The organism is Arthrobacter sp. JUb119, from assembly GCF_024807995.1.
Classification (GTDB): Bacteria; Actinomycetota; Actinomycetes; order Actinomycetales; family Micrococcaceae; genus Glutamicibacter.
Map to the genome: position 1 here is coordinate 14536 of NZ_JANUFE010000011.1, position 19319 is coordinate 33854.

At 63.3% G+C, this 19319-nt stretch carries 19 protein-coding genes; 12 read left to right on the forward strand and 7 right to left on the reverse strand.

Features of this window, described 5'->3' with window-relative positions; translation table 11 throughout:
- The first annotated feature begins 11 nt into the window (after positions 1 to 11).
- Positions 12 to 260: a hypothetical protein gene (locus tag M2368_RS18425; protein ID WP_133835094.1), complete on the forward strand. Its 249-nt coding sequence runs from the start codon at positions 12 to 14 to the stop codon at positions 258 to 260.
- Entirely contained in the window at positions 257 to 1237 is a 981-nt protein-coding gene (locus M2368_RS18430; protein ID WP_133835093.1) for a cyclase family protein, read from the forward strand. The genes M2368_RS18425 and M2368_RS18430 overlap by 4 nt, the downstream gene beginning before the upstream one ends.
- Positions 1238 to 1836: 599 nt before the next feature.
- On the opposite strand, the gene M2368_RS18435 is transcribed toward M2368_RS18430, so the two are convergent.
- Entirely contained in the window at positions 1837 to 3318 is a 1482-nt protein-coding gene (locus M2368_RS18435) for an amino acid permease (protein WP_105662734.1), read from the reverse strand.
- Between the two features lie 333 nt (positions 3319 to 3651).
- Between M2368_RS18435 and M2368_RS18440 the strand changes: the two genes are divergently transcribed.
- On the forward strand, positions 3652 to 5112 hold the full coding sequence (locus tag M2368_RS18440) for an HNH endonuclease (RefSeq protein WP_404598674.1): 1461 nt from the start codon (positions 3652 to 3654) through the stop codon (positions 5110 to 5112).
- Positions 5113 to 5183: 71 nt separating this feature from the next.
- Here the strand turns inward: M2368_RS18440 and M2368_RS18445 are convergent, their stop codons facing one another.
- A complete protein-coding gene (locus tag M2368_RS18445; RefSeq protein WP_208294307.1) occupies positions 5184 to 8015 on the reverse strand; it encodes an FAD-binding and (Fe-S)-binding domain-containing protein in 2832 nt (943 codons plus the stop codon).
- 130 nt (positions 8016 to 8145) lie between these two features.
- On the opposite strand from M2368_RS18445, the gene M2368_RS18450 reads away from it, so the two are divergent.
- The 9 genes from M2368_RS18450 to M2368_RS18490 all read left to right on the forward strand — a co-directional run bounded on the left by M2368_RS18450 (position 8146) and on the right by M2368_RS18490 (position 14147).
- On the forward strand, positions 8146 to 8814 hold the full coding sequence (locus M2368_RS18450) for a GntR family transcriptional regulator (protein ID WP_105658974.1): 669 nt from the start codon (positions 8146 to 8148) through the stop codon (positions 8812 to 8814).
- 4 nt (positions 8815 to 8818) lie between these two features.
- The gene (locus M2368_RS18455) at positions 8819 to 9271 is read left to right on the forward strand and encodes a hypothetical protein (RefSeq protein ID WP_105658975.1); all 453 of its coding nucleotides are present in this window, start codon (positions 8819 to 8821) and stop codon (positions 9269 to 9271) included.
- Positions 9272 to 9390: 119 nt separating this feature from the next.
- Positions 9391 to 10776, forward strand: coding sequence for an MBL fold metallo-hydrolase (locus tag M2368_RS18460; RefSeq protein WP_105658976.1), 1386 nt, complete (start codon positions 9391 to 9393; stop codon positions 10774 to 10776).
- Between the two features lie 32 nt (positions 10777 to 10808).
- Positions 10809 to 11348: a rhodanese-like domain-containing protein gene (locus M2368_RS18465; protein ID WP_105658977.1), complete on the forward strand. Its 540-nt coding sequence runs from the start codon at positions 10809 to 10811 to the stop codon at positions 11346 to 11348.
- A 3-nt stretch (positions 11349 to 11351) separates the two neighbouring features.
- Positions 11352 to 12221, forward strand: a complete 870-nt coding sequence (locus M2368_RS18470; protein WP_133835054.1) for a sulfite exporter TauE/SafE family protein — start codon at positions 11352 to 11354, stop codon at positions 12219 to 12221.
- Positions 12218 to 12562 (forward strand): thioredoxin, encoded by a 345-nt coding sequence (gene trxA, locus M2368_RS18475; RefSeq protein ID WP_105658979.1) that lies wholly within the window; start codon positions 12218 to 12220, stop codon positions 12560 to 12562. The genes M2368_RS18470 and trxA overlap by 4 nt, the downstream gene beginning before the upstream one ends.
- 27 nt (positions 12563 to 12589) lie before the next feature.
- On the forward strand, positions 12590 to 12868 hold the full coding sequence (locus M2368_RS18480; protein ID WP_105658980.1) for a metal-sensitive transcriptional regulator: 279 nt from the start codon (positions 12590 to 12592) through the stop codon (positions 12866 to 12868).
- A gap of 22 nt (positions 12869 to 12890) precedes the next feature.
- Positions 12891 to 13049, forward strand: coding sequence for a DUF8730 family Cys-rich protein (locus M2368_RS18485; RefSeq protein WP_498724826.1), 159 nt, complete (start codon positions 12891 to 12893; stop codon positions 13047 to 13049).
- A gap of 114 nt (positions 13050 to 13163) precedes the next feature.
- Entirely contained in the window at positions 13164 to 14147 is a 984-nt protein-coding gene (locus M2368_RS18490) for a diaminopimelate dehydrogenase (protein ID WP_332595311.1), read from the forward strand.
- Between the two features lie 20 nt (positions 14148 to 14167).
- Here M2368_RS18490 and M2368_RS18495 read toward each other — a convergent pair whose 3' ends face one another.
- The 5 genes from M2368_RS18495 to M2368_RS18515 form a co-directional block, all read right to left on the reverse strand.
- Positions 14168 to 14620 (reverse strand): pyrimidine dimer DNA glycosylase/endonuclease V, encoded by a 453-nt coding sequence (locus M2368_RS18495; RefSeq protein ID WP_105658982.1) that lies wholly within the window; start codon positions 14618 to 14620, stop codon positions 14168 to 14170.
- Between the two features lie 9 nt (positions 14621 to 14629).
- Entirely contained in the window at positions 14630 to 15055 is a 426-nt protein-coding gene (locus M2368_RS18500; protein ID WP_013347532.1) for a DUF779 domain-containing protein, read from the reverse strand.
- A 168-nt stretch (positions 15056 to 15223) separates the two neighbouring features.
- A complete protein-coding gene (adhP, locus tag M2368_RS18505; RefSeq protein WP_402741981.1) occupies positions 15224 to 16255 on the reverse strand; it encodes an alcohol dehydrogenase AdhP in 1032 nt (343 codons plus the stop codon).
- Positions 16256 to 16404: 149 nt separating this feature from the next.
- On the reverse strand, positions 16405 to 17928 hold the full coding sequence (gene adh, locus M2368_RS18510; RefSeq protein ID WP_105658984.1) for an aldehyde dehydrogenase: 1524 nt from the start codon (positions 17926 to 17928) through the stop codon (positions 16405 to 16407).
- A gap of 163 nt (positions 17929 to 18091) precedes the next feature.
- Positions 18092 to 19312: a GAF domain-containing protein gene (locus M2368_RS18515; RefSeq protein ID WP_498724827.1), complete on the reverse strand. Its 1221-nt coding sequence runs from the start codon at positions 19310 to 19312 to the stop codon at positions 18092 to 18094.
- Positions 19313 to 19319: the final 7 nt, after the last annotated feature.

A 19319-nucleotide genomic window follows, 5' to 3' on the forward strand; every position in this document is an offset into this window, starting at 1 on the left:
AGGGGGCCAAAATGTACCGATCTATACTTCGAAAAACCTTCGTCGCTTCCTTGGCCGTGGCGTTGTGTGGCGGAATCGTCTTCGTCCTATTGCAGCTGGTGGGGATTATTGCAGGCAATGCAATGCTTCTGGCCGCACCCAACACGGTATTCAAAACGATACTTTGCATCAGCGCGTCCGTCTCTTCGATTGCCGCGTATCTGATGCTCCATGTGGGCTCCACCCCGCTGGAATACGCGCAGGAGAACTCGTCAAAGTGAGCGATCAGAAAAAGTATCCTACTCGTGCCGAACTGAAACAACGTCCGGGCGCCCTTGCAGGTACTTCATGGGACCTGTTCAGCCCTCCTTCTGCTGGCGTTCCCCAAAAAATCGATGCGGCCAAACGAATTCAGGCGGCTGCTTCAGTTCGCCTGGGTGAAACCTTCGGGCTTGATTATCCGATCGATGCCTTTTCACCTGGGATGTCCAAAACACGTAGCGCGCCAAAGCACCATATTTTCGGCAACCATGTGGCCCATCGCGATGACTATCTGGACAGCTTTTACCTTCAGGGCTCGTCGCAGATCGATGGGCTGCGCCACCGGCGTTCTGATGAAGTGGGATTTTACAACGGTGTGCCCGATGAGAAGATCATCCCCGGAACCACCGAACTGGGCATCCAGTACTGGTCGGATCAACCCATTGTTACTCGTGGCCTCTTGGTGGACGTTGACGGTTTCACTAGAGCTCAGGGCCAAGACCTGGACCATGCAAATGGTGTGCCGATCCCGCTATCCCTGCTCCTTGCTGCCATGGAGCACCAAGGCATTGAGCTGGAACAGGGCGATGCGCTGCTGATTCACACCGGCTGGAGCGAATGGTTCTTGGGTCTGTCCCCCGAAGAAAAATCCAGGCAACGTGATTCCGGCAAGGCGACCGGGTTGGCGCAGTCCGAAGAACTGCTGGACATGGCGTGGGACTCGGGGCTGAGCATCCTGGCGGCAGATAACTTTGCCGTTGAATGCCTCCCGCCTGTAGCCGATTCCCCCTTCATCACCACAGCTCCGAATGATCGCGGGATGATGCACCAAGAGTTCTTGGCAAAACTCGGGCTTCCGCTCGGAGAGTTGTGGCGCCTGGGGCCTTTGGCCCGCCGGATGAACCAGTTGCAACGTTGGGATTGTTTTCTCGCCATCAAGCCGCTCAACGTCATTGGCGGAACGGGATCTCCAGCAAATGCCACCGCGATGATCTAGCGGTAGAATCGCTATCCTTCCGCCGTTGCCAAGAAGCGCAGGCGGCCATCTCCAGATGGAGCTCAGGTCTGGAGCAGCTGTTCAATGTCTTCCGCCGGCCGATCTTGGCAATACTAGCTAGGATCCAGCCCAGCCCCGTGTAGATCTGCCCCAAGAAGTGCACGTCATTTCCATGCGGTGCCCGGCAGACAGCGACAGCCATTAGGAGGCATTGTCGTTTCCGTCGCAACTGCGCGGGATGACCGCCGACCAGCGCGCCATACCTTCAGGGTAGCGTCGCCAGAAGCGGAACTCACTTGGCCCAAGGCCTCGCGCCGCTCGTGCCCGGCTGCTTTAATGGGCTCCGGAGTAGCGATTTAACCGCAGAGGCTATGTCCTCGTGTTCTTCGAGCATCGAGTGTTACAGATACTTGAACGTTTCGCTCACGCGATCCCCGATGGCCTGTTGCACCTGCTTAAAATGCGCGTCCTCACGTTGAAACTGAGGAAAATCTGCCCCGTTCTCCCCCTCGATCTTCTGTCACACGAGCTCCGCCAACGGGGTTCCCGCGGGTCGGGGAAGTCCGAATTGAGCTACCTGATGCTGTTCAGGCGCGCAGCTACTTTTCGTTTCCGTGGCTGGCCGCGTAGTCCTGCGCGCTCATCTGGCCCAGGCGCGAACGGCGCCGGCCGTAGCCAAGGTAGAGCGCTGCGCCGACGATCATCCAGATGATGAACACCAGCCAGGTATGCCAACCGAGCTGGCTCATCAGGAACAGGCAAGCGAAGATGCCCAGGATCGGGGTGAGCGGGTACAGCGGCACGCGGAAGGTGCGCTCGGCCTTGGGCTGGGTTCTGCGCAGGTAGATCACCGAGGCGCCCACCAGCGCGAAGGCGAACAGCGTGCCGATGCTGGTGGCGTCGGCCAGTGCGCCCAGCGGGATGAACCCGGCCGTGACCGCCACCAGGATGCCGGTGATCCAGGTGCCGGCGACCGGGGTGCCGGTGCGGGCCGAGACCTTGCCGAACACCGCGGGCACCAGCCCGTCGCGCGACATGGCCAGCAGGATGCGGGTCTGGCCGTAGAGCACGGTGAGCACTACCGAGGCGATGGCCAGCACGGCGGCGACCGCGAAGACCAGCACGAAGATCGGCTGCCCGGTCAGTTCGCCGATGATCTGCACCAGCGGCGCCTGTGCGCCTTCGAACCAGTTCCATTCGCGCGCGCCGATCGCCGAAACGGCCACCAGCACGTAGCTGATGGTCACGATCAGCATGGAGAGCATGATCGCCCGGGGCAGGTCGCGCTTCGGGTTCTTGGCTTCCTCGCCGGCCGTCGAGGCGGCGTCGAAGCCGATATAGGAGAAGAACACGCTCGATGCCGCCGCGGTCACGCCGGCGGCGCCCATTGGCAGCAGCGGCTCGAAGTTGCCCGCATTGAAGGCGCTGAAGGCGACGGCCGAGAAGAAGAGCAGGATGCCGGCCTTGATGGCCACGACGATCGAGTTCACGATGGCCGACTCGCGCGCCCCGCGCACCAGCAGCAAGGTGGCCAGTGCGACGACGATCAGCGCCGGCAGGTTCACCACTCCGCCGTCGGCCGGGCCGCCAGCCAGCAGCTCGGGCAGCTCCATGCCGAAGGTGCGCAACGTTTCGTTCACGTACTGGCCCGAACCCACGGCCACCGCAGCCACCGACACCGCGTATTCGAGCACCAGGCACCAGCCGCAGATCCAGGCGATGCCTTCGCCCATGGTGGCATAGGAATAGGAATAGCTGGAGCCGGAAACCGGAACCATGCCGGCCATTTCGGCATAGGACACCGCCGAAAGCAGCGCGGTAATGCCCGCGATCACGAACGAGATCCAGATGGCCGGACCGGCGATCGGCACGGTATCGCCGAGGATCACCAGGATGCCGGTGCCCATGGTGGCGCCGACGCTGATCATGGTCAGCTGCCACATGCCCAAGGTGCGGCGCAGCTGGCCTGCCCCTGCATTGGTTTCCGCTTCGGCGATCATATTCGTGATCGACTTGCGGCGGCGCAGCTGCGCGCCCAGCAGGGTGGCCGGACTGGAGCTCACGGACGGTTTGCGGTTCATCGCGGATCCTCAAGGGAAATGGTGGTGCTGCCTCGCCCCTGCCTAGGATGCGGCCGGGCGCTGGGCGTGGAAGTTCTGAACTGGAATATCATGTCATAATCCAGCTGGTCCCGACTTTTCAGGAATCCGGCGGGTTCACACTAATTCCCGCTTCTTCTTGGCATTAGCCGTATTTGCGCATCGCTCGGCAGCCAGCTTTTGAGATGGATTTCATGATCGGGAATGCATATTTATGCATTTTATTCCGCTTCGCGCACTCTCGCCTATCGAAAACCCCTGAAGTTTTCCATACCATTAGAAGACATATTCGAACAAGCGAAGTATAATTAGAACATGTCCGAAGCAAAGGCGCACGGAAACAGCCTCACCCCACCAGCACCCCCCGAGGAATTCGACCTCCACGTCCAAACCGTGCAAAACGACCTCTCCGCCCTCGAAGAACACGGCAGCAAAGCCGACTGCGCCCACGGCATCGAACTACTGGAAGCCCTCATCTCCGCAGCACGCTGCAAACAGGCCGGCCTCGCCCACCAAATCGAAAAAGAATACGTCCGCGACCACGAAGAACGCGGCATCCACCTCGATGACCAAACCCGCGGCGCAGCCGCCTGCGTCGCCCTGGCCCGCAAGCAATCACCGCACGGCATGCGCAACTACCTGGTCAATTGCCGCATCCTCTTCGAAGACACCCCGAACCTCGCCGCCGCCTGCGCCCGCGGCGAATTCACCGAAGCCCAAACCCAAGCCATCCTCACCCCGCTCCAAGACCTCAAACCCCAGCGCCGCACCGAATTCGACCACCTCTACGCCCAGAACCCGCACATGTTCGAATCCATGGGCACCACCCAAATCAAGGAAACAGTCCGAAAATTCGCCCTGGCCTACATCTCCGACCCCGACTCCATCAAGCAGAAAACCGTCGAAGAGCAACGCAACCTCACCCTGAAAATCGACGACCAGCACGGCCGCATCATCATCCACGGCGAATACCCCCTGCTGCAGGGCATGTGCCTCAAACGCTACCTCGACGAAGAATCGAAAACCCTGCGCAAAAAAGGCGACCCCCGCACCCGCACCCAGATCCGCGCCGACCTGCTCTTCAGCTACATGATGGTCGGCGAACCCTCCAAAATGCCCATCGCCCTGCAAGTCGCAGTAGTCATGACCGACCGGGCCCTGTTCGCCGGCGAACGCGAACCAGCCTATCTGGAAGGCTACGGCTTCATCCCCGCCCAGAGCGTGCGCGAATGGATCAGCGGGCACCAGATCCCCAACAGCCTGACCTTCGACCAAATGGACGCCAAACCCACCACGGAGCTGATCGAACAGCTCGACGTGCGCACCGAACTCGCCCGCCTCTACACCGCACCCGGCGACCAGGACCTGATCGCCATGGACTCCAAAGCCCGGATCTTCCCGGAAAAGCTCAAGAAGTTCATCGCGATCCGCGACCGGCACTGCCGCACCCCGTTCTGCGACGGCATCGTGGAGGAAATAGACCACGTCAAGCAATACGCCCGCGGAGGCAAGAGCACCGTCTTCAACGGCGATGGCCGATGCGCTAGTTGCAACAAGGCCAAGGAAGCCGCCGGCTGGTACGAATACACGACCTACGGCAACGGCCACACCATCATGATCTGTCCCGGCTCGGCGATGTCCTACAAGTCCACCGCGCCACCAGCCACGGGCTACGCGCACAAGCCGTTCCCGCAATTGAGACGCGACTCGCAATGGATACAGCAACTCAAGGAACGGCTGAAGCCCAAGGACGGCCCCGAAGACCTCGCAGCCTGACTCCCGGCAAGCAACCATTGCGCGTACCCATGGCTTAATGCCGCTCGACGCCGCCGGCTTTGCTCCGACCTCTACTTGCTGGCGGCGTCTGCCAGCAGTTCAACGATGTGGCGGTATTCCTTGCCCGTCGCACGGGTCATGCCCAGTTCACAGGTGCGGTTGCACGAAGCGTGTTCCTGCGCATCCAGTTCACGAACCTCGGCAGCTTCGCGAGCGGTAGCCGACTCGGTCAGCTCCGGATGCAGCATGCCGCGGTCACCGGCAAAACCACAGCAGCCCCAGTTCACCGGGGTGTTCACGGTATCTGCCACAGCCTCTGCGATCTTCTGCATGTCCGGGTTCAGGCCCATCTGCGTGGACGAGCAGGTTGGGTGCAAGGTGACCGAGGAGATCTTCTCGAGCGCTGGCAGCTTCTCCAGCAGGTGCTGCGAAGTGAACGCCAGCAGGTCAACCACTTCGTAGCCATGCTCGGCCAGGGTATGCGCAAAGCCTTCGGTGCAGCTGGAGGCATCGGAGATGATCGGCAGGTCCTTGCCCGGCATGGCCGCACGGACTTCTTCCAGCACGCGCTGGCCCATGACCTCATGGCCCTGTTCGTAGCCCTTGGAAGTCCACGGGGTACCGCAGCAGGTGGATTCAATGCCCTCGGGAACGTAAACCGAGACGCCAGCAGCGTGCAGCAGCTTGGTGAACGCCGGGGCGACTCCTTCCCCGTCTCCTGCAGGGCCGAACATCGAATTCACGCAGGCTGGCAGGTAGATGGCCAGCGGCTCGGTGCCAGCTGCACCCAAGTTGCCGGCCATGGGCTTGCGCGCCTTGCCTCCACCAGGCAGGTCGGCATCGTAACGTGGCATGGTGTCGGTGCTGACCACCTTGCGCGCAGCATCGGTGGCACCGCGGACCAGCGAAGCAGGGAATTTATCGGCGATGCTCAGGGCCAGCGACCCAGCGCGCGTGGCAGGTCCCCATCCCTTGGCCGCGGCCTTGAAGCCGGCTTCCAGGACCGGGTGCGCGTCTTCGCGGCGCAGGCGCTTGACCAGCAGGCCCGTGTTGATGCCCACCGGGCAGGCGGTGACGCACATGCCGTCCACGGCACAGGTCTGCACGCCGTTGTATTCGTAGTCGCGCTCCAGTTCGGCCGCCAGCTCGGCGTTGCCCTCGGCTTCGGCCTTGGCGATGGCCCGGCGCACGACGATGCGCTGGCGCGGGGTCAGGGTCAGGTCCTTGGACGGGCAGACCGGCTCGCAATAGCCGCATTCCACGCAGTGGTCGGCCTCGATCTCGATGGTCTCGTTGAGCTTGATGTTGCGGATGTGCGCGGCGTGGTCTTCGTCGATGATCACCCCGGGGTTCATCATCAGGCGCGGGTCGCAGGCGGCTTTCAGCTCCAGGTGCACCTCGTAGAGCTCATCGCCGTACTGCGCGCGCACGAACGGCGCCATGGCGCGGCCGGTGCCGTGCTCCGCCTTGAGGTTGCCGTCCTTGTCCAGAATCAGCTGGACCATCTTGTCGTTGAAGGAGTTGTAGCGGTTCAACGCCACATCGCCTTCGAAACGGTCGGTGAGCATGAAGTGGATGTTGCCGTCCTTGGCGTGGCCGAAGATCACCGAATCAGCGTAGCCGTACTCGGTGAACAGCTCCTGCAGGCTGTCGCAGGTTTCGGCCAAGGACTCTACCGGGACCACGACGTCCTCGAGCAGCGCGGTGGTGCCTGTGGCGCGGGCACCGGCCACCGAAGCATACAGGCCCTTTCGGAACTTCCACGCGGCCTGACGGTTCTTCGCATCTGGGGACAGCACCGCTGGGGCGCGCAATGCCGATGCGTCGAGCAGCGACTGGCCAGCGGAGCGCAGCCCGGCCAGTTCCTCTTCGGTGTCCGCATGGTATTCGACCAGCAAGGCGGCCTGCTGGTCGACGTCGAAGCCCATGATGGCATCCGGCACGCCGGGCAGCGACTGGCCCACGCGCAGCGACGTGGAATCCATCAGCTCCAGGGTGGCGGCGCCGGAATCCACGAGTTCAGGCAGCGCCCGGGTGGCCAGATCCAGGTTATCGAAGACGGCCAAGGTGGCGATGGCCAGCTTGCGGATCGGCACGGTGCGGAAGACGGCCTCGGCGACGAAAGCCAGGGTGCCCTCGGAGCCGATGATCAGGTGTGCCATCAGCTCTGCCGGGGTGTCGTAGTCCAGGAAGGCATTGATGCCGTAGCCCATGGTGTTCTTCAGCGCGAAGTGCTTCTCGATCTTGGCGACCGAGGCCGGGTTGCTGCGCACGCGCTGGCCCAGCTTGTCCAGCGTGGCGACCAGTTGCGGTTCAGCGGCGGCCAGCTTGCGGTCGGCCTGCGGATCCGCGGTGTCGATCATGGTACCCGAGGGGAGCACGAAAGTCATGGATTCCAGGGTGCGGTAGGTGTTGAATTCGGTGCCGCAGGCCATCCCCGAGGAGTTGTTCGCGATCACGCCTCCGATGGTGCAGGCCGCCTCGCTGGCCGGATCCGGCCCCAGCTTGCTGCCATAGACGGCCAGGCGCGCGTTGACCTGGCGGACGGTGGCACCGGGCTGCACACGCACGCGCGCTCCGTTATCGAGCACGGTGATGCCGCGGAAGTTGCGGCGCACATCAATCATCAGTCCGTCGCCGCTGGCTTGCCCGGCCAGCGAGGTGCCGCCCGAGCGCAGGGTGACCGGCTGGTTGCCGCGCGCGGCCGCAGCCAGCAGGGCGGAGACTTCCGCGGCGTCCTTGGCCAGCACGACAGCTTGCGGCGTGTACAGGTAGTGCGAGGCATCCGAGGCGTAGGCAACGCGGTCGATGGATCGGGTCTTGACGCGATCCTGGTCGCCGACCAGATCGAGGATGCCGGATGAAACCGTCGTTTCTCCGAGTGCTGGCGTGCTCAATGCCATGGTGCGCTCCTGTGCAGTTGGCAAGCGGCGCTTGCCGAATACGAAAATTGTCTTACAAGTATACAAGCCATAGTAGTACTATTCATGGGATACTTGTTAGGTAAATTTTCCGCGGCTCGAAAGGACCCTGATGGCGGCCCGTTTAGGTGTGGTTTCCGTGGTTCAGGCCGTCGTCAAGTCACTGCGTGCCCGGATTTTCAGCGGGGAACTGTCCCCCGGCACCCCGCTGGGCGAAGTGGACGTCGCCGCGCACTATGAAGTGGCCCGGCCAACCGCCAAGGCCGCGCTGGAGAACCTCGTTGCCAGCGGCCTGCTGACGCGCAACGCGCATCAGAGCGCGAAAGTCACGCTGCTCTCATCCGCCGACGCCCGCGACATCTACCGCACCCGCGCCATCATCGAAGCAGAGGCCGTGCGGCTGCTGGCCAGCACCGGACAGGTCCCGGAAGCTGCACGCGAGGCCAATGCCGAAATCACCGCACTGCGCGATGCTTCCCCGATCCAGATCGTCGATCCGGATGTCCGCTTCCACTCCGCACTGGTCCAGGCCCTGGATTCGACCCGTACCAGCGCAATCTACGGTCAGCTCAGCGATGAGATCCGCCTGTGCATGACCCACGTCCAGGATGCAACGCTGCTGAACACCGCGGACATCGCCAGCGAACATGAACGCCTGCTCGAATGCATCGCCGCCGGCGATGCCCAGGGCGCGGCAGAGGTTTTGGCCCAGCACCTCTCCCGCGCCAGCACCCGATTGGCCGAGCACCTCGACAGCCTTTCCCAAGGTAGGCGAAGATAGGAGCATGGGCATTTTCGCAAGCAGGAAAAGCATTGAGCAGGACTTCGCGCGCATGACACAGCGCCTGGATGCGGTAGCCGCCTTCCAGGCCGAGGGGCTCAGCGCGAAAGCGCGCGTCCTGGCCACGGGCCTGCGCAAGATTGTTCCCGAAGCCGGGTTCGAGCTGGCTGCCAAGGATGCCACCGCATGGATCCACGCGCACGAGGCCCTGCGCCTGCTGGAAGGCACCATCTCGATCCTCGAGGGTTGGAACGGTTCACCCGACGAGGTCTTCATCTCCAGGGCGGCGAGCGCATCGCCCGATTCCCCGGCTGGCGAGGCGATGTCCGATGTTCCAGCCGATCACCTGGGTATTCTGCGCCCCGCAGACGACGGCACCCTGCAGCTATTGGCAACCTTGGACCCCGCGGAGCAGCTGCGGCTAACCGGCTGGCTGCGCACTTTCACCCGGGCATAAAAACACCTTTCCCACCTAGCGGCATTGCGGGCCTCCGCACATACCCCCACCCGTATTTTTGACATACCCCCGGGGGTATAGTTTAGTCTGGTTCCAATCCACCTTGAAAGGAACCAACCATGCTGCTTGAACGCCTCTACGACGAAGATCTCGCGCAGGCCAGCTACTTCATCGGCTGCCAGGCCAAAGGCGAAGCTCTCGTGGTCGACGCGCGCCGCGACATCGCCGACTACCTTGCCCTGGCTGCCAAGCACGGCATGCGCATCACGGCCGTCGCTGAAACCCACATCCACGCCGACTACCTTTCCGGAACCCGCGAACTAGCCGCCGCCACCGGCGCCACCAGCTACGTTTCGGGCGAGGGCGGCAAAGATTGGCAGTACGGATTCGAGGCAGAACGTTTGATGGATGGCGATATCATCACGCTGGGCAACCTGCGCATCGCCGCCCGCCACACCCCGGGCCACACCCCGGAGCACCTGGCTTACGCCATCACCGACGGAGCCTTCAGCCAAGACCCTGGCTACCTGCTCTCCGGCGACTTCATCTTCGCCGGCGACCTAGGCCGTCCGGATTTGCTGGACGAGGCCGCCGGCGGTGTCGATACCCGCTTCGAAGGCGCCCGCGATCTCTTTGCTTCGCTGAAGAAAACCCTGGCAGAATTGCCCGATTACATCCAGGTGCATCCAGGCCACGGCTCGGGCAGCGCCTGCGGCAAAGCGCTGGGCGCGGTCCCTTCCACCACGTTGGGCTACGAACGCGAGTTCGCCTGGTGGAGCACCTACCTGGCCAACGACGACCAGGACGGCTTCATCGCCGAACTGCTCAACGGCCAGCCTGACGCCCACGCCTACTTCGGCCGCATGAAGCGGCAGAACCGCCTGGGCCCAGCCATCCTGGGCCAGCTCGACCCCCTAGCTGAAATACCCGTCCAGCAGCTCCTCCAGCAGCTGGAGGCGGGGGTCTCGGTGTTCGTCGATACCCGTGGGCACACCCAGATCGCCGCAGGCACCGTTCCCGGCGCGCTGTCCATCCCGGGTACGGCGAAGACCGCCAGCTTCGGCGCCTGGGCCTACGATCCGGAAAAGGACCAACGCGCCCTGATCGTGCTGGCCGAGACCGGCGAACACGCCGCGACGATCCGCGCCCACCTAATGCGCGTGGGCATCGACGCGGTCAAGGGTTTCACCACCAGCTTGGAAGGCCTGCCAACGGTGAAGCCGAAGTCGATCACCCCGGCACAGCTGGACGATTTCGAGTACGAGATGCTGCTGGATGTCCGCAACAAGACCGAGTTCGCCGCCGGGCATATCCCGGGCGCCAAGCAGCTGTCCGGCGGACGGGTGTTGTGGAATCTCGATCAGCTGCCCGCCGGCGGCACCATCGTCACCTACTGCCAAAGCGGCATGCGCAATGCCGTGGCCGCCAGCGCACTGCGCGATGCCGGCTACAACGTCGTCGAGCTTGAGGGCAGCTACCTCGGCTGGTCCTCCTTCGCCAACTAGCCACCCCCGCCACGAAAGCTGAACTGCATTCAATGACTACCCCTTTGACCACCATGGACGCCGAAGCACTTAAATGCCTGGTAGAAGCCCCCGACACGGACCTCGCCTTGATTGACGTGCGCACCGCGGGCGAATTCGAAACCCTCCACATTCCCGGCTCGTACAACGTGCCGCTCGAAGAATTCACCGCCAACGCCACCGAGGTGCTCGCCAAGATTCCAGGCAAGCCGGTGCTGATCTGCCACAGCGGCAACCGTGCTTCCAAGGCGCAGCGTGCCCTGCAGGAGCAACAGATCGAGCACAGCACGGTACTGCTTGGCGGCGTCACCGCCTACGAAAATGCCGGCGGCACCATGGTGCGCGGCGTGCAGCGTTGGGCGCTGGACCGCCAGATGCGCATGACCGCAGGTTCCGTGGTGCTCGCCGGGTTGCTCGGAGCGAAGTTCATCTCCCCGAAGTTCGCCTATCTTTCGGCGGCCATCGGTGGCGGACTGGTGTTCTCAGCCCTGCGGGATTCTTGCCCGATGATCAGCTTCTTGGGCAAGATGCCCTGGAACAAAGTAAAGAAGTAGGCCATGGAGTTCGGACCGCTGCTGGTTCTGGCCCTTGCACTAGCGAGCATCGTCGGGCTGTCCCTGGGACTGTTCGGCGGCGGCGGTTCAATCCTGATGGTTCCCCTGCTCAGCTATGTAGCCGGGTTGCCCGCCAAGGAAGCGATCGCCACCTCCCTGCTGGTGGTCGGTGCGACCTCGGCAACGAGCCTGATCCCGCATGCCCGCAAGGCCAATGTGCGTTGGAAACAGGGGATGGTCTTCGCGGCCACCAGCATGCTTGGCGCCTTTGGCGGCGGGCTGCTGGCCAGCGGGATCCCTGCCCAGCTGCTGATGCTCGGTTTCGCGATCATCATGCTGGCCGGTGCCCGCGGGATGATCCGCGGACGGAAAAACACTGGCAGCGCAACACAGTCGTTGTGGCTGTCCGCCCCGGTCGGCTTGGGCATTGGCATGGTCACCGGCCTGGTCGGTGCCGGAGGCGGTTTCCTGCTCGTCCCTGCACTGGCTTTGCTGGCCGGGCTGTCCATGCAACAGGCGGTGGGCACCTCCCTGCTGGTGATCACCCTGAATTCGATCACTGGCCTGGCCGGGCAGTTGAATTCAGTTGCACTGGATTGGCCGCTGGCCGCAGGGCTGGCGACCACCGCGATCCTCGGTTCGTTGATCGGCGCACGGCTTTCGCGCAGGATCGACGAACGCGCTTTGCGCAAGGGTTTTGGCTACTTCGTCTTGGCCATGGGCGTGTTCGTGCTCAGCCAGGAACTGCCGGCTCCCGGCGGGCTGGTCGTAGTTGCGGTTGCAGCCCTCGCGGGCGCATTGGTGCTGCTGTGCAACAAAATTCCGGCGATGGGGGCGCGCTGCCCGCTCGTTCTGAAAGGAGAAACCCGATGAAGCCGCTTGAATTGTCAGCTTCGAACTTCGCTGGGTTCATCGCAAGGAACCGGCTGGTGCTCGTGGATTTCTGGGCGCCTTGGTGCGGTCCTTGCCGCGGCTTTGCCCCGATTTTCGACGAAGCATCCGCGGCGCATCCTGAAATCGCCTTCGCCAAGGTGAATACCGAAACCCAGCCGGATTTGGCGCAGGCAGCCCGGATTGCATCCATACCGACGCTCATGGCGTTCAAGGATGGGATACTTGTACATTCAAAACCCGGAGCGTTGAGCTCTGGCGCTATGGAGCAGTTGCTCGTCCAACTCAAACACCTGGATGCCGAAATTGCAGAAGACGACTAACCCGCTACCCGTACCAAGGAGAAATTGATGCGTACTGCTGACGAAGCGACCCGCAAGCGGATCCTCAACCGCCTTAAGCGTGCCCGAGGCCAGCTTGATGCGGTGATCAACGCCGTGGAAACCGATGGTTCGTGCAAAGAGGTAGTCACTCAGCTGGCCGCCGTCTCCACCGCGTTGGACCGCGCCGGATTCGCCATTGTCTCCACCGCGATGCAGTACTGCATCGCCGATCCCGAGAAGGCTTCCGAGGAAGAAGACGGCCTGAGCGTCGAAGAACTCGAAAAGCTCTTCCTCTCCCTGTCCTAACCACTACCCCAAGGAAAAAATTATGTGCCGCCAGGTTCAATGCAATATCTGCCAGAAGACCACGTGGGCTGGCTGCGGCCAGCACGTTGAAGCAACTATGCGCAATGTCCCCAATAAGGACCGCTGCCAGGGCCACGAAGCCGAACCGAAGAAGGGCTTCTTCAAGCGCCTGTTCGGCTAGACCGGGGTCATAGAGGGTCAAGGGTTTCACTGCCCCGGGATTCGTTGGCATAATCCGAAGTATTTAGCCCATCCGCGGCTGAGCAAACTTCACTCCCCCAAGGAAACGGCAGGCATGACTTCAAAGATCCGCATCGGTATTGCTGGCTATGGGAATCTGGGACGCGGCGTCCAAGCCGCGATCGCCAAGAATCCGGATATGGAGCTGGTGGGCGTCTACACCCGCCGTGACCCGCAGGCCCTCCAACTGGCTCAGCCAGCACGGCGGTTCGGCATCGATGAGCTGGAAAAGCACGCCGCACAGATCGACGTATTGATCCTTTGCGGCGGCTCGAAATCGGACTTGCCGCAGCAGGGCCCGAAGTTCGCGGCGCTGTTCAACACCGTGGACAGCTTCGATACCCACGCCCGCATCCCCGAGTACTACGCGTCCATCGACGGCCCAGCGAAGGCAGCTGGCAAGACCGCGTTGCTCTCCGTGGGCTGGGATCCGGGCATGTTCTCGATCAACCGGGTCTTCGGGGAGGCCTTGCTGCCCGACGGCGAAACCTACACCTTCTGGGGCCGCGGGCTGAGCCAGGGGCATTCGGATGCGATCCGCCGCGTCCCGGGCGTCGCCGCCGGCGTGCAGTACACCATCCCGAGCCAGGAGGCTATCGACCGGGTCCGGGCCGGCGAGCGCCCTTCCTTGAGCACCCGCGAGAAGCACCAGCGCGAATGCTTTGTCGTGCTCCAAGACGGTGCCGATCCGGAGTCGGTGCGCGAAGCCATCGTGACCATGGAGCACTACTTCGACCAGTACGACACCACGGTGCAGTTCATCGACGAGCAGACCCTGGCCGCCGAGCATTCGAATATGCCGCATGGCGGGTTCGTGATCCGTTCGGGCAATACCAGCGACGAGCAGAAGCAGGTCATCGAGTATTCGCTGGCACTTGGCTCCAACCCGGAATTCACTTCCAGCGTGCTGGTGGCTTACGCCCGGGCCGCCTTCCGGATGAACCAGCGCGGCATCACCGGTGCGCAGACCGTTTACGATGTGGCCCCGGGGCTGCTCTCGCCCAAGTCCCCCGCACAGTTGCGCGCAGAGCTGCTCTAGGATTTTGCCGGGCCAGCAGCTCATCCGCTGGCGAGCGCATCCTTCTCCCAGGCCTCCACTGGCCCCGGGACCTGCACGAACAGCGGATGCAGGGCCACCTGCCCTGCCGGTTCCAAGCGGGCGATGCGCGCGGGATCCCGGACGGAGAGCTTGCGCAGCAGGTGCTCGCGCTCGAAGTGCACCTGCCCCTGGGTGACCGGGATCTTTTCCAGCTGCGCGGCGGCTGCCGGATGCAGGATCTTCGCGGCGTCGAAGCGATAGCCCCGGACAGCCGCTTCGTCCCACAAGCCCTGCAGGTAGCCGCCCATATGCACCAGCGGGGCGGGCTGCGCCTTGAACCGGAGAAGCTGCGGGTGCCCGGTATAGCCCTTGGTCTGGCCTGCGAGCACCTTCTGGGCCAGCAGTGTTTCACGCCAACAGGCAACGAGCCCTTTGGCGTCGAGCAATGAGGGGTGCAGGGACCACAGTCGCATGGGCCAAGCCTAGTCGGGGTTCGGGCCAGCCGGGAACTCGATGATCTCGCTGCGGATCAAGAAGCGCTTGCCCTCCGGGGCTTCGACGGAGAAACCGGATCCCCGCCCGTTGACCACGTCCACGGTGAGCTTGGTGTGCTTCCAGTATTCGAATTGCTCCTTGGACATCCAGAAATCGATGTCGCCCAGGGCGGTGCCATCAGCGCCGTCCAGGGAAAGCACGCCGAGCCGGATGTCCGATCCCCCGGTGCGGAACTCGCCGGCCGGATAGCACATCGGCGAGGACCCGTCGCAGCATCCTCCGGACTGGTGGAACATCAGCGGGCCGTGGATCCCCCACAGCTTGCGCAGCAGATCCAGGGCTTCGGAGGTGAAGGCCACCCGCGAGAACTCTTCGCCCTCGATTGCGGCGCGCGTTTCGGTTACGGTGCTCATGTCCTGCTCCTGCCTCGTTGTCCACGTCCGGATTTATCTCGTTGTGGCCAGTGTCCTCTTTTTGGGCCGCACCGTCCATCGCTCGGCCAGGGCGGCCAGGACACCGGTACCGGATGCCGCTTCGAAAAGCCGCATCCGGTACCGTGCCATCAACCATTGCGGATCCGGCTACGCCTTGCCGGCGTAGTCGATGACAACGCGCCCATCGATCTTGCCATGGCGCATTTCGTCGAATACGGCGTTGATATCTTCCAGCGGGCGGGTATGGAAGGTCGGCTTGATCTTCCCTGCCGCATAGAATTCCAGCGCCTCGATCATGTCCTGCCGTGTTCCCACGATCGATCCGCGGATGGTCAGGCCCTTGAGCACGATGTCGAAAATGGGTGCGGGGAAATCACCGGCGGGCAGCCCGTTGAACACGATCGTTCCGCCGCGCCGGGTCATGCCGATCGCTTGCCCGAACGCCTTTGGATGCACCGCCGTAACCAGCACGCCGTGCGTTCCGCCAACCTTCTGCTGGATGATCTCGGCCGGGTCCTGGGCGAAGGCATTGACGGTGATTTCCGCTCCATGCTTCGAGGCCAGCGCCAGCTTGTCATCGGCCACGTCAATGGCGATCACCCGCATGCCCATGGCCACCGCGTACTGCACCGCGATATGGCCCAGTCCGCCGATACCCGAAATAGCCACCCACTGGCCGGGCTTGACCTCAGTCATCTTCAGGCCCTTGTAGACAGTCACTCCCGCGCACAGCACCGGCGCGATTTCATGGGGATCCGAGCCCTCCGGGATGTGCGCGGCATAGCGGGAATCCACCAGCATGTACTGGCCGAAGGAACCGTCCACGGAGTACCCGCCATTGGACTGGGCTTCGCACAGCGTCTCCCAGCCGGTGCGGCAGTACTGGCAGTGCCCGCAGGCGCTAGCCAGCCACGCGTTGCCGATCATGTCCCCGAGCGCGACCTCGGTGACTCCTTCGCCGAGCTTTTCCACGATGCCCACGCCTTCATGCCCGGGAATCAGCGGAAGCTTCGGCTTGACCGGCCAATCGCCTTCGGCGGCGTGCAGGTCGGTGTGGCAGACGCCCGAGGCGATCAGCTTCACCAGCACCTGGCCGGGGCCGGGCTCGGGGATCGCGGCTTCCTTCACCTGGAACTCTTCGCCGAAGCCCTCGACTATTGCAGCTTTCATCTTGCTCATGTACTTTGTCCTTTGCATGGCATTCGAAGGTGCGGGGTGCCGGCTGGCGTGCGGGGGATGAGGCCAATCGATCCCCGGACGCCGTCCCGGCTGGCCCCGTACCTTCGAGGTCTGTTGTCATCTCATGCTGCTCGTGGCAGCTACTGCTCCTAGAAGAAGCCCAGCTTGTCTTCCGAGTAGGAAACCAGCAGGTTCTTGGTCTGCTGGTAGTGGTCCAGCATCATCAGGTGGTTCTCGCGGCCGATGCCCGAGGACTTGTAGCCGCCGAAGGCCGAGTGCGCCGGGTAGGCGTGGTACTGGTTGACCCACACGCGTCCGGCCTGGATGGCGCGGCCGGCACGGTAGGCCACGTTGCCATTGCGGCTCCACACCCCCGAACCCAATCCGTACAGGGTGTCGTTGGCGATGGAGATCGCGTCGTCGTAGTCCTTGAACTTGGTCACCGCGACCACCGGCCCGAAGATCTCCTCCTGGAAGATGCGCATGTCATTGGTGCCCTCGAAGATGGTCGGCTGCACGTAGTAGCCGCCGGAGAGCTCTCCGCCCAGATCCGCCCGTCCCCCGCCGAGCAGCACCTTGGCGCCCTCGGACTTGCCGATGTCCATGTAGGAGAGGATCTTCTCGAGCTGGTCGTTGGATGCCTGGGCACCCATCATGGTGTCGGTATCCAGCGGGTGGCCCTGCTTGATGGCCTTGGTGCGGGCCACCACATCGCCCATGAAGCGGTCGTAGATGCTTTCCTGGATCAGCGCACGCGATGGGCAGGTGCAGACTTCGCCCTGGTTCAGCGCGAACAGCGTGAATCCTTCCTGCGCCTTGTCGTAGAAGGCGTCGTCCTTGGCCGCGATGTCCTCGAAGAAGATGTTCGGGGACTTGCCGCCCAGCTCCAGGGTGACCGGGATCAGGTTTTCCGACGCGTACTGCATGATCAGCCGGCCGGTAGTGGTTTCGCCGGTGAAGGCGATCTTGCGGATGCGCTTGTTGGAGGCCAGCGGCTTGCCGCATTCCACGCCGAAGCCGTTGACCACGTTCAGCACGCCGGCTGGAAGCAGATCGCCGATCAGCTCCATGAGCACCAGGATGCTGGCCGGGGTCTGCTCGGCCGGCTTCAGGACGATCGCGTTGCCGGCCGCCAGAGCGGGGGCGAGCTTCCAAACGGCCATGAGCAGCGGGAAGTTCCACGGGATGATCTGCCCGACCACGCCCAGCGGCTCGTGGTAGTGGTACGCGGTGGTGTCCTCGTCGAGCTGGGAGAGGCTGCCTTCCTGGGCGCGGATGGCTCCGGCGAAGTAGCGGAAGTGGTCCACTGCCAGCGGGAGGTCGGCATTCAGGCACTCGCGGATCGCCTTGCCGTTATCCCAGGTCTCGGCCACGGAGAGCATTTCAAGGTTTTCCTCGATGCGGTCCGCGATCTTGTTCAGGATGACGGCGCGTTCGGCCGGGCTGGTCTTGCCCCAGGCGCCAGCCGCCGCATGCGCCGCGTCGAGCGCCACTTCGACGTCTTCTGCGGTGGAACGGGCCACCTCGCAGAAGACCTTGCCGGTGACGGGGGTGATGTTCTCGAAGTACATGCCCTTGACCGGGGCTACCCATTCACCGCCGATGTAGTTCTCGTAGCGCGGCTTGAAATTGACCAGTGCTTCATCGGTATTCGGGTTTGCGTAAACCGCCATTGCTCCACGTCTCCTTAGTCGGATGTCCTGGCCGCGATGGCATCATCGCGGAACCTTGCTTGTGACTCTAGTCACACGAAGGTTGCAGTCAGGTTGCAACGGGTCCCGGATGACCGCAATGGCATGTTCGAGCCTGGCGGGAGGAACGGCAATGGCAAGGAACCTAGTTCTCGAGGGCCTGGACCTCGGCGACGACAAGTGAGCGCGCTGGCGATTGCGCAGGCAATTCGCGCAAGGCAGCTCGCAAGAGGCCAGGGTCAGCCAGCTGGCGGCCCAGGTTCAGCAGCTGATGCGCAGTTCCTCGATCCAGCACCATTTCACGCAGCGCGGCCTCGGTCCGGTACAGCAGCGAGACGATGCCTGGCGCCTGGGAGCGGGCCAGCAGGCCCGGGGAGTACAGCGGCAGGGCCGTATCGAGATCGCCCTGCTCCAGTGCACGCCATAGGCGGCCAAGGGTCGTATGCAGGTCCCACTGAAGGCGGTATGGGCGTGAAGTCAAGGCACGCCCGCCTGGGCCCGCGAGTACCTTGCGCAGCCTGACGATTTCGGCGCGGACCGTGCCCTCGGCCGCGGAATCGGGACGCTCGAACAGCTCTTCCACCAGCTGGGCAGTGCTCAGGCCTTCCCGGTAGTGCGCCAGAAGGGTCAATATTTCTGCATGGCGAAGGGAAATCGGCACTGATCCCAGATGGGCCCCGTCAGAGCGCCCCAAGTCCAGGTAGTCGGGATCGGCCACGACTCCGGCACCCGGCAAGAGCAGCTGCGTTTCCGCAGCCATGACCGCCGCTTGCAGCAGCGGCAAGGAGTGCGTGGCAACGGCTTCCGGGCCACCGGTCAGGTCGATTGCGCCAATTACCTGACCAGTGCGCGGATCGCGGATCGGTACCGCCGAGCAGCTGTACTGCTGGGCTTGCTCATAGAGATGCTCAGCCCCCGAGACCTGCGAACCGGCCCCGGTTGCCAGCGCCATTCCCGGCGCGGATGTGCCAACACTCTTTTCTGCCCAGTCGGCACCTGCCATGAAGCCCACGTGCTCGGCTTGGCTCATCGAACTGGTGCTTCCCGCAACCCACAACAAGGTTCCGCCGGCATCCGCAAGGGCGACCAAGAGATTGGCGTCGGTTGCGGCGGGAACAAGGAGCTTTTCGAAAACAGGCCAAATCCGCTGGAGCTCGCTGCGCTCGCGGGCAAGGCGCAACCGGTCGTTGCTCAGAACCGGCGGTTCTTGAACCGAGCCTGTTTGGGCCAGCGACCGTTTCCAGGATTCGCGCACGTCATTGCGCAATGGGAGGTCGCCCAGTCCGGTTTCCTGCGAGGAGAGCAGCTCGCGGGCTTTTTGTGCGCGGCGAGTTGCGTTGGACCAGTCGATGGCAGATGTGCTCACGCTCCCC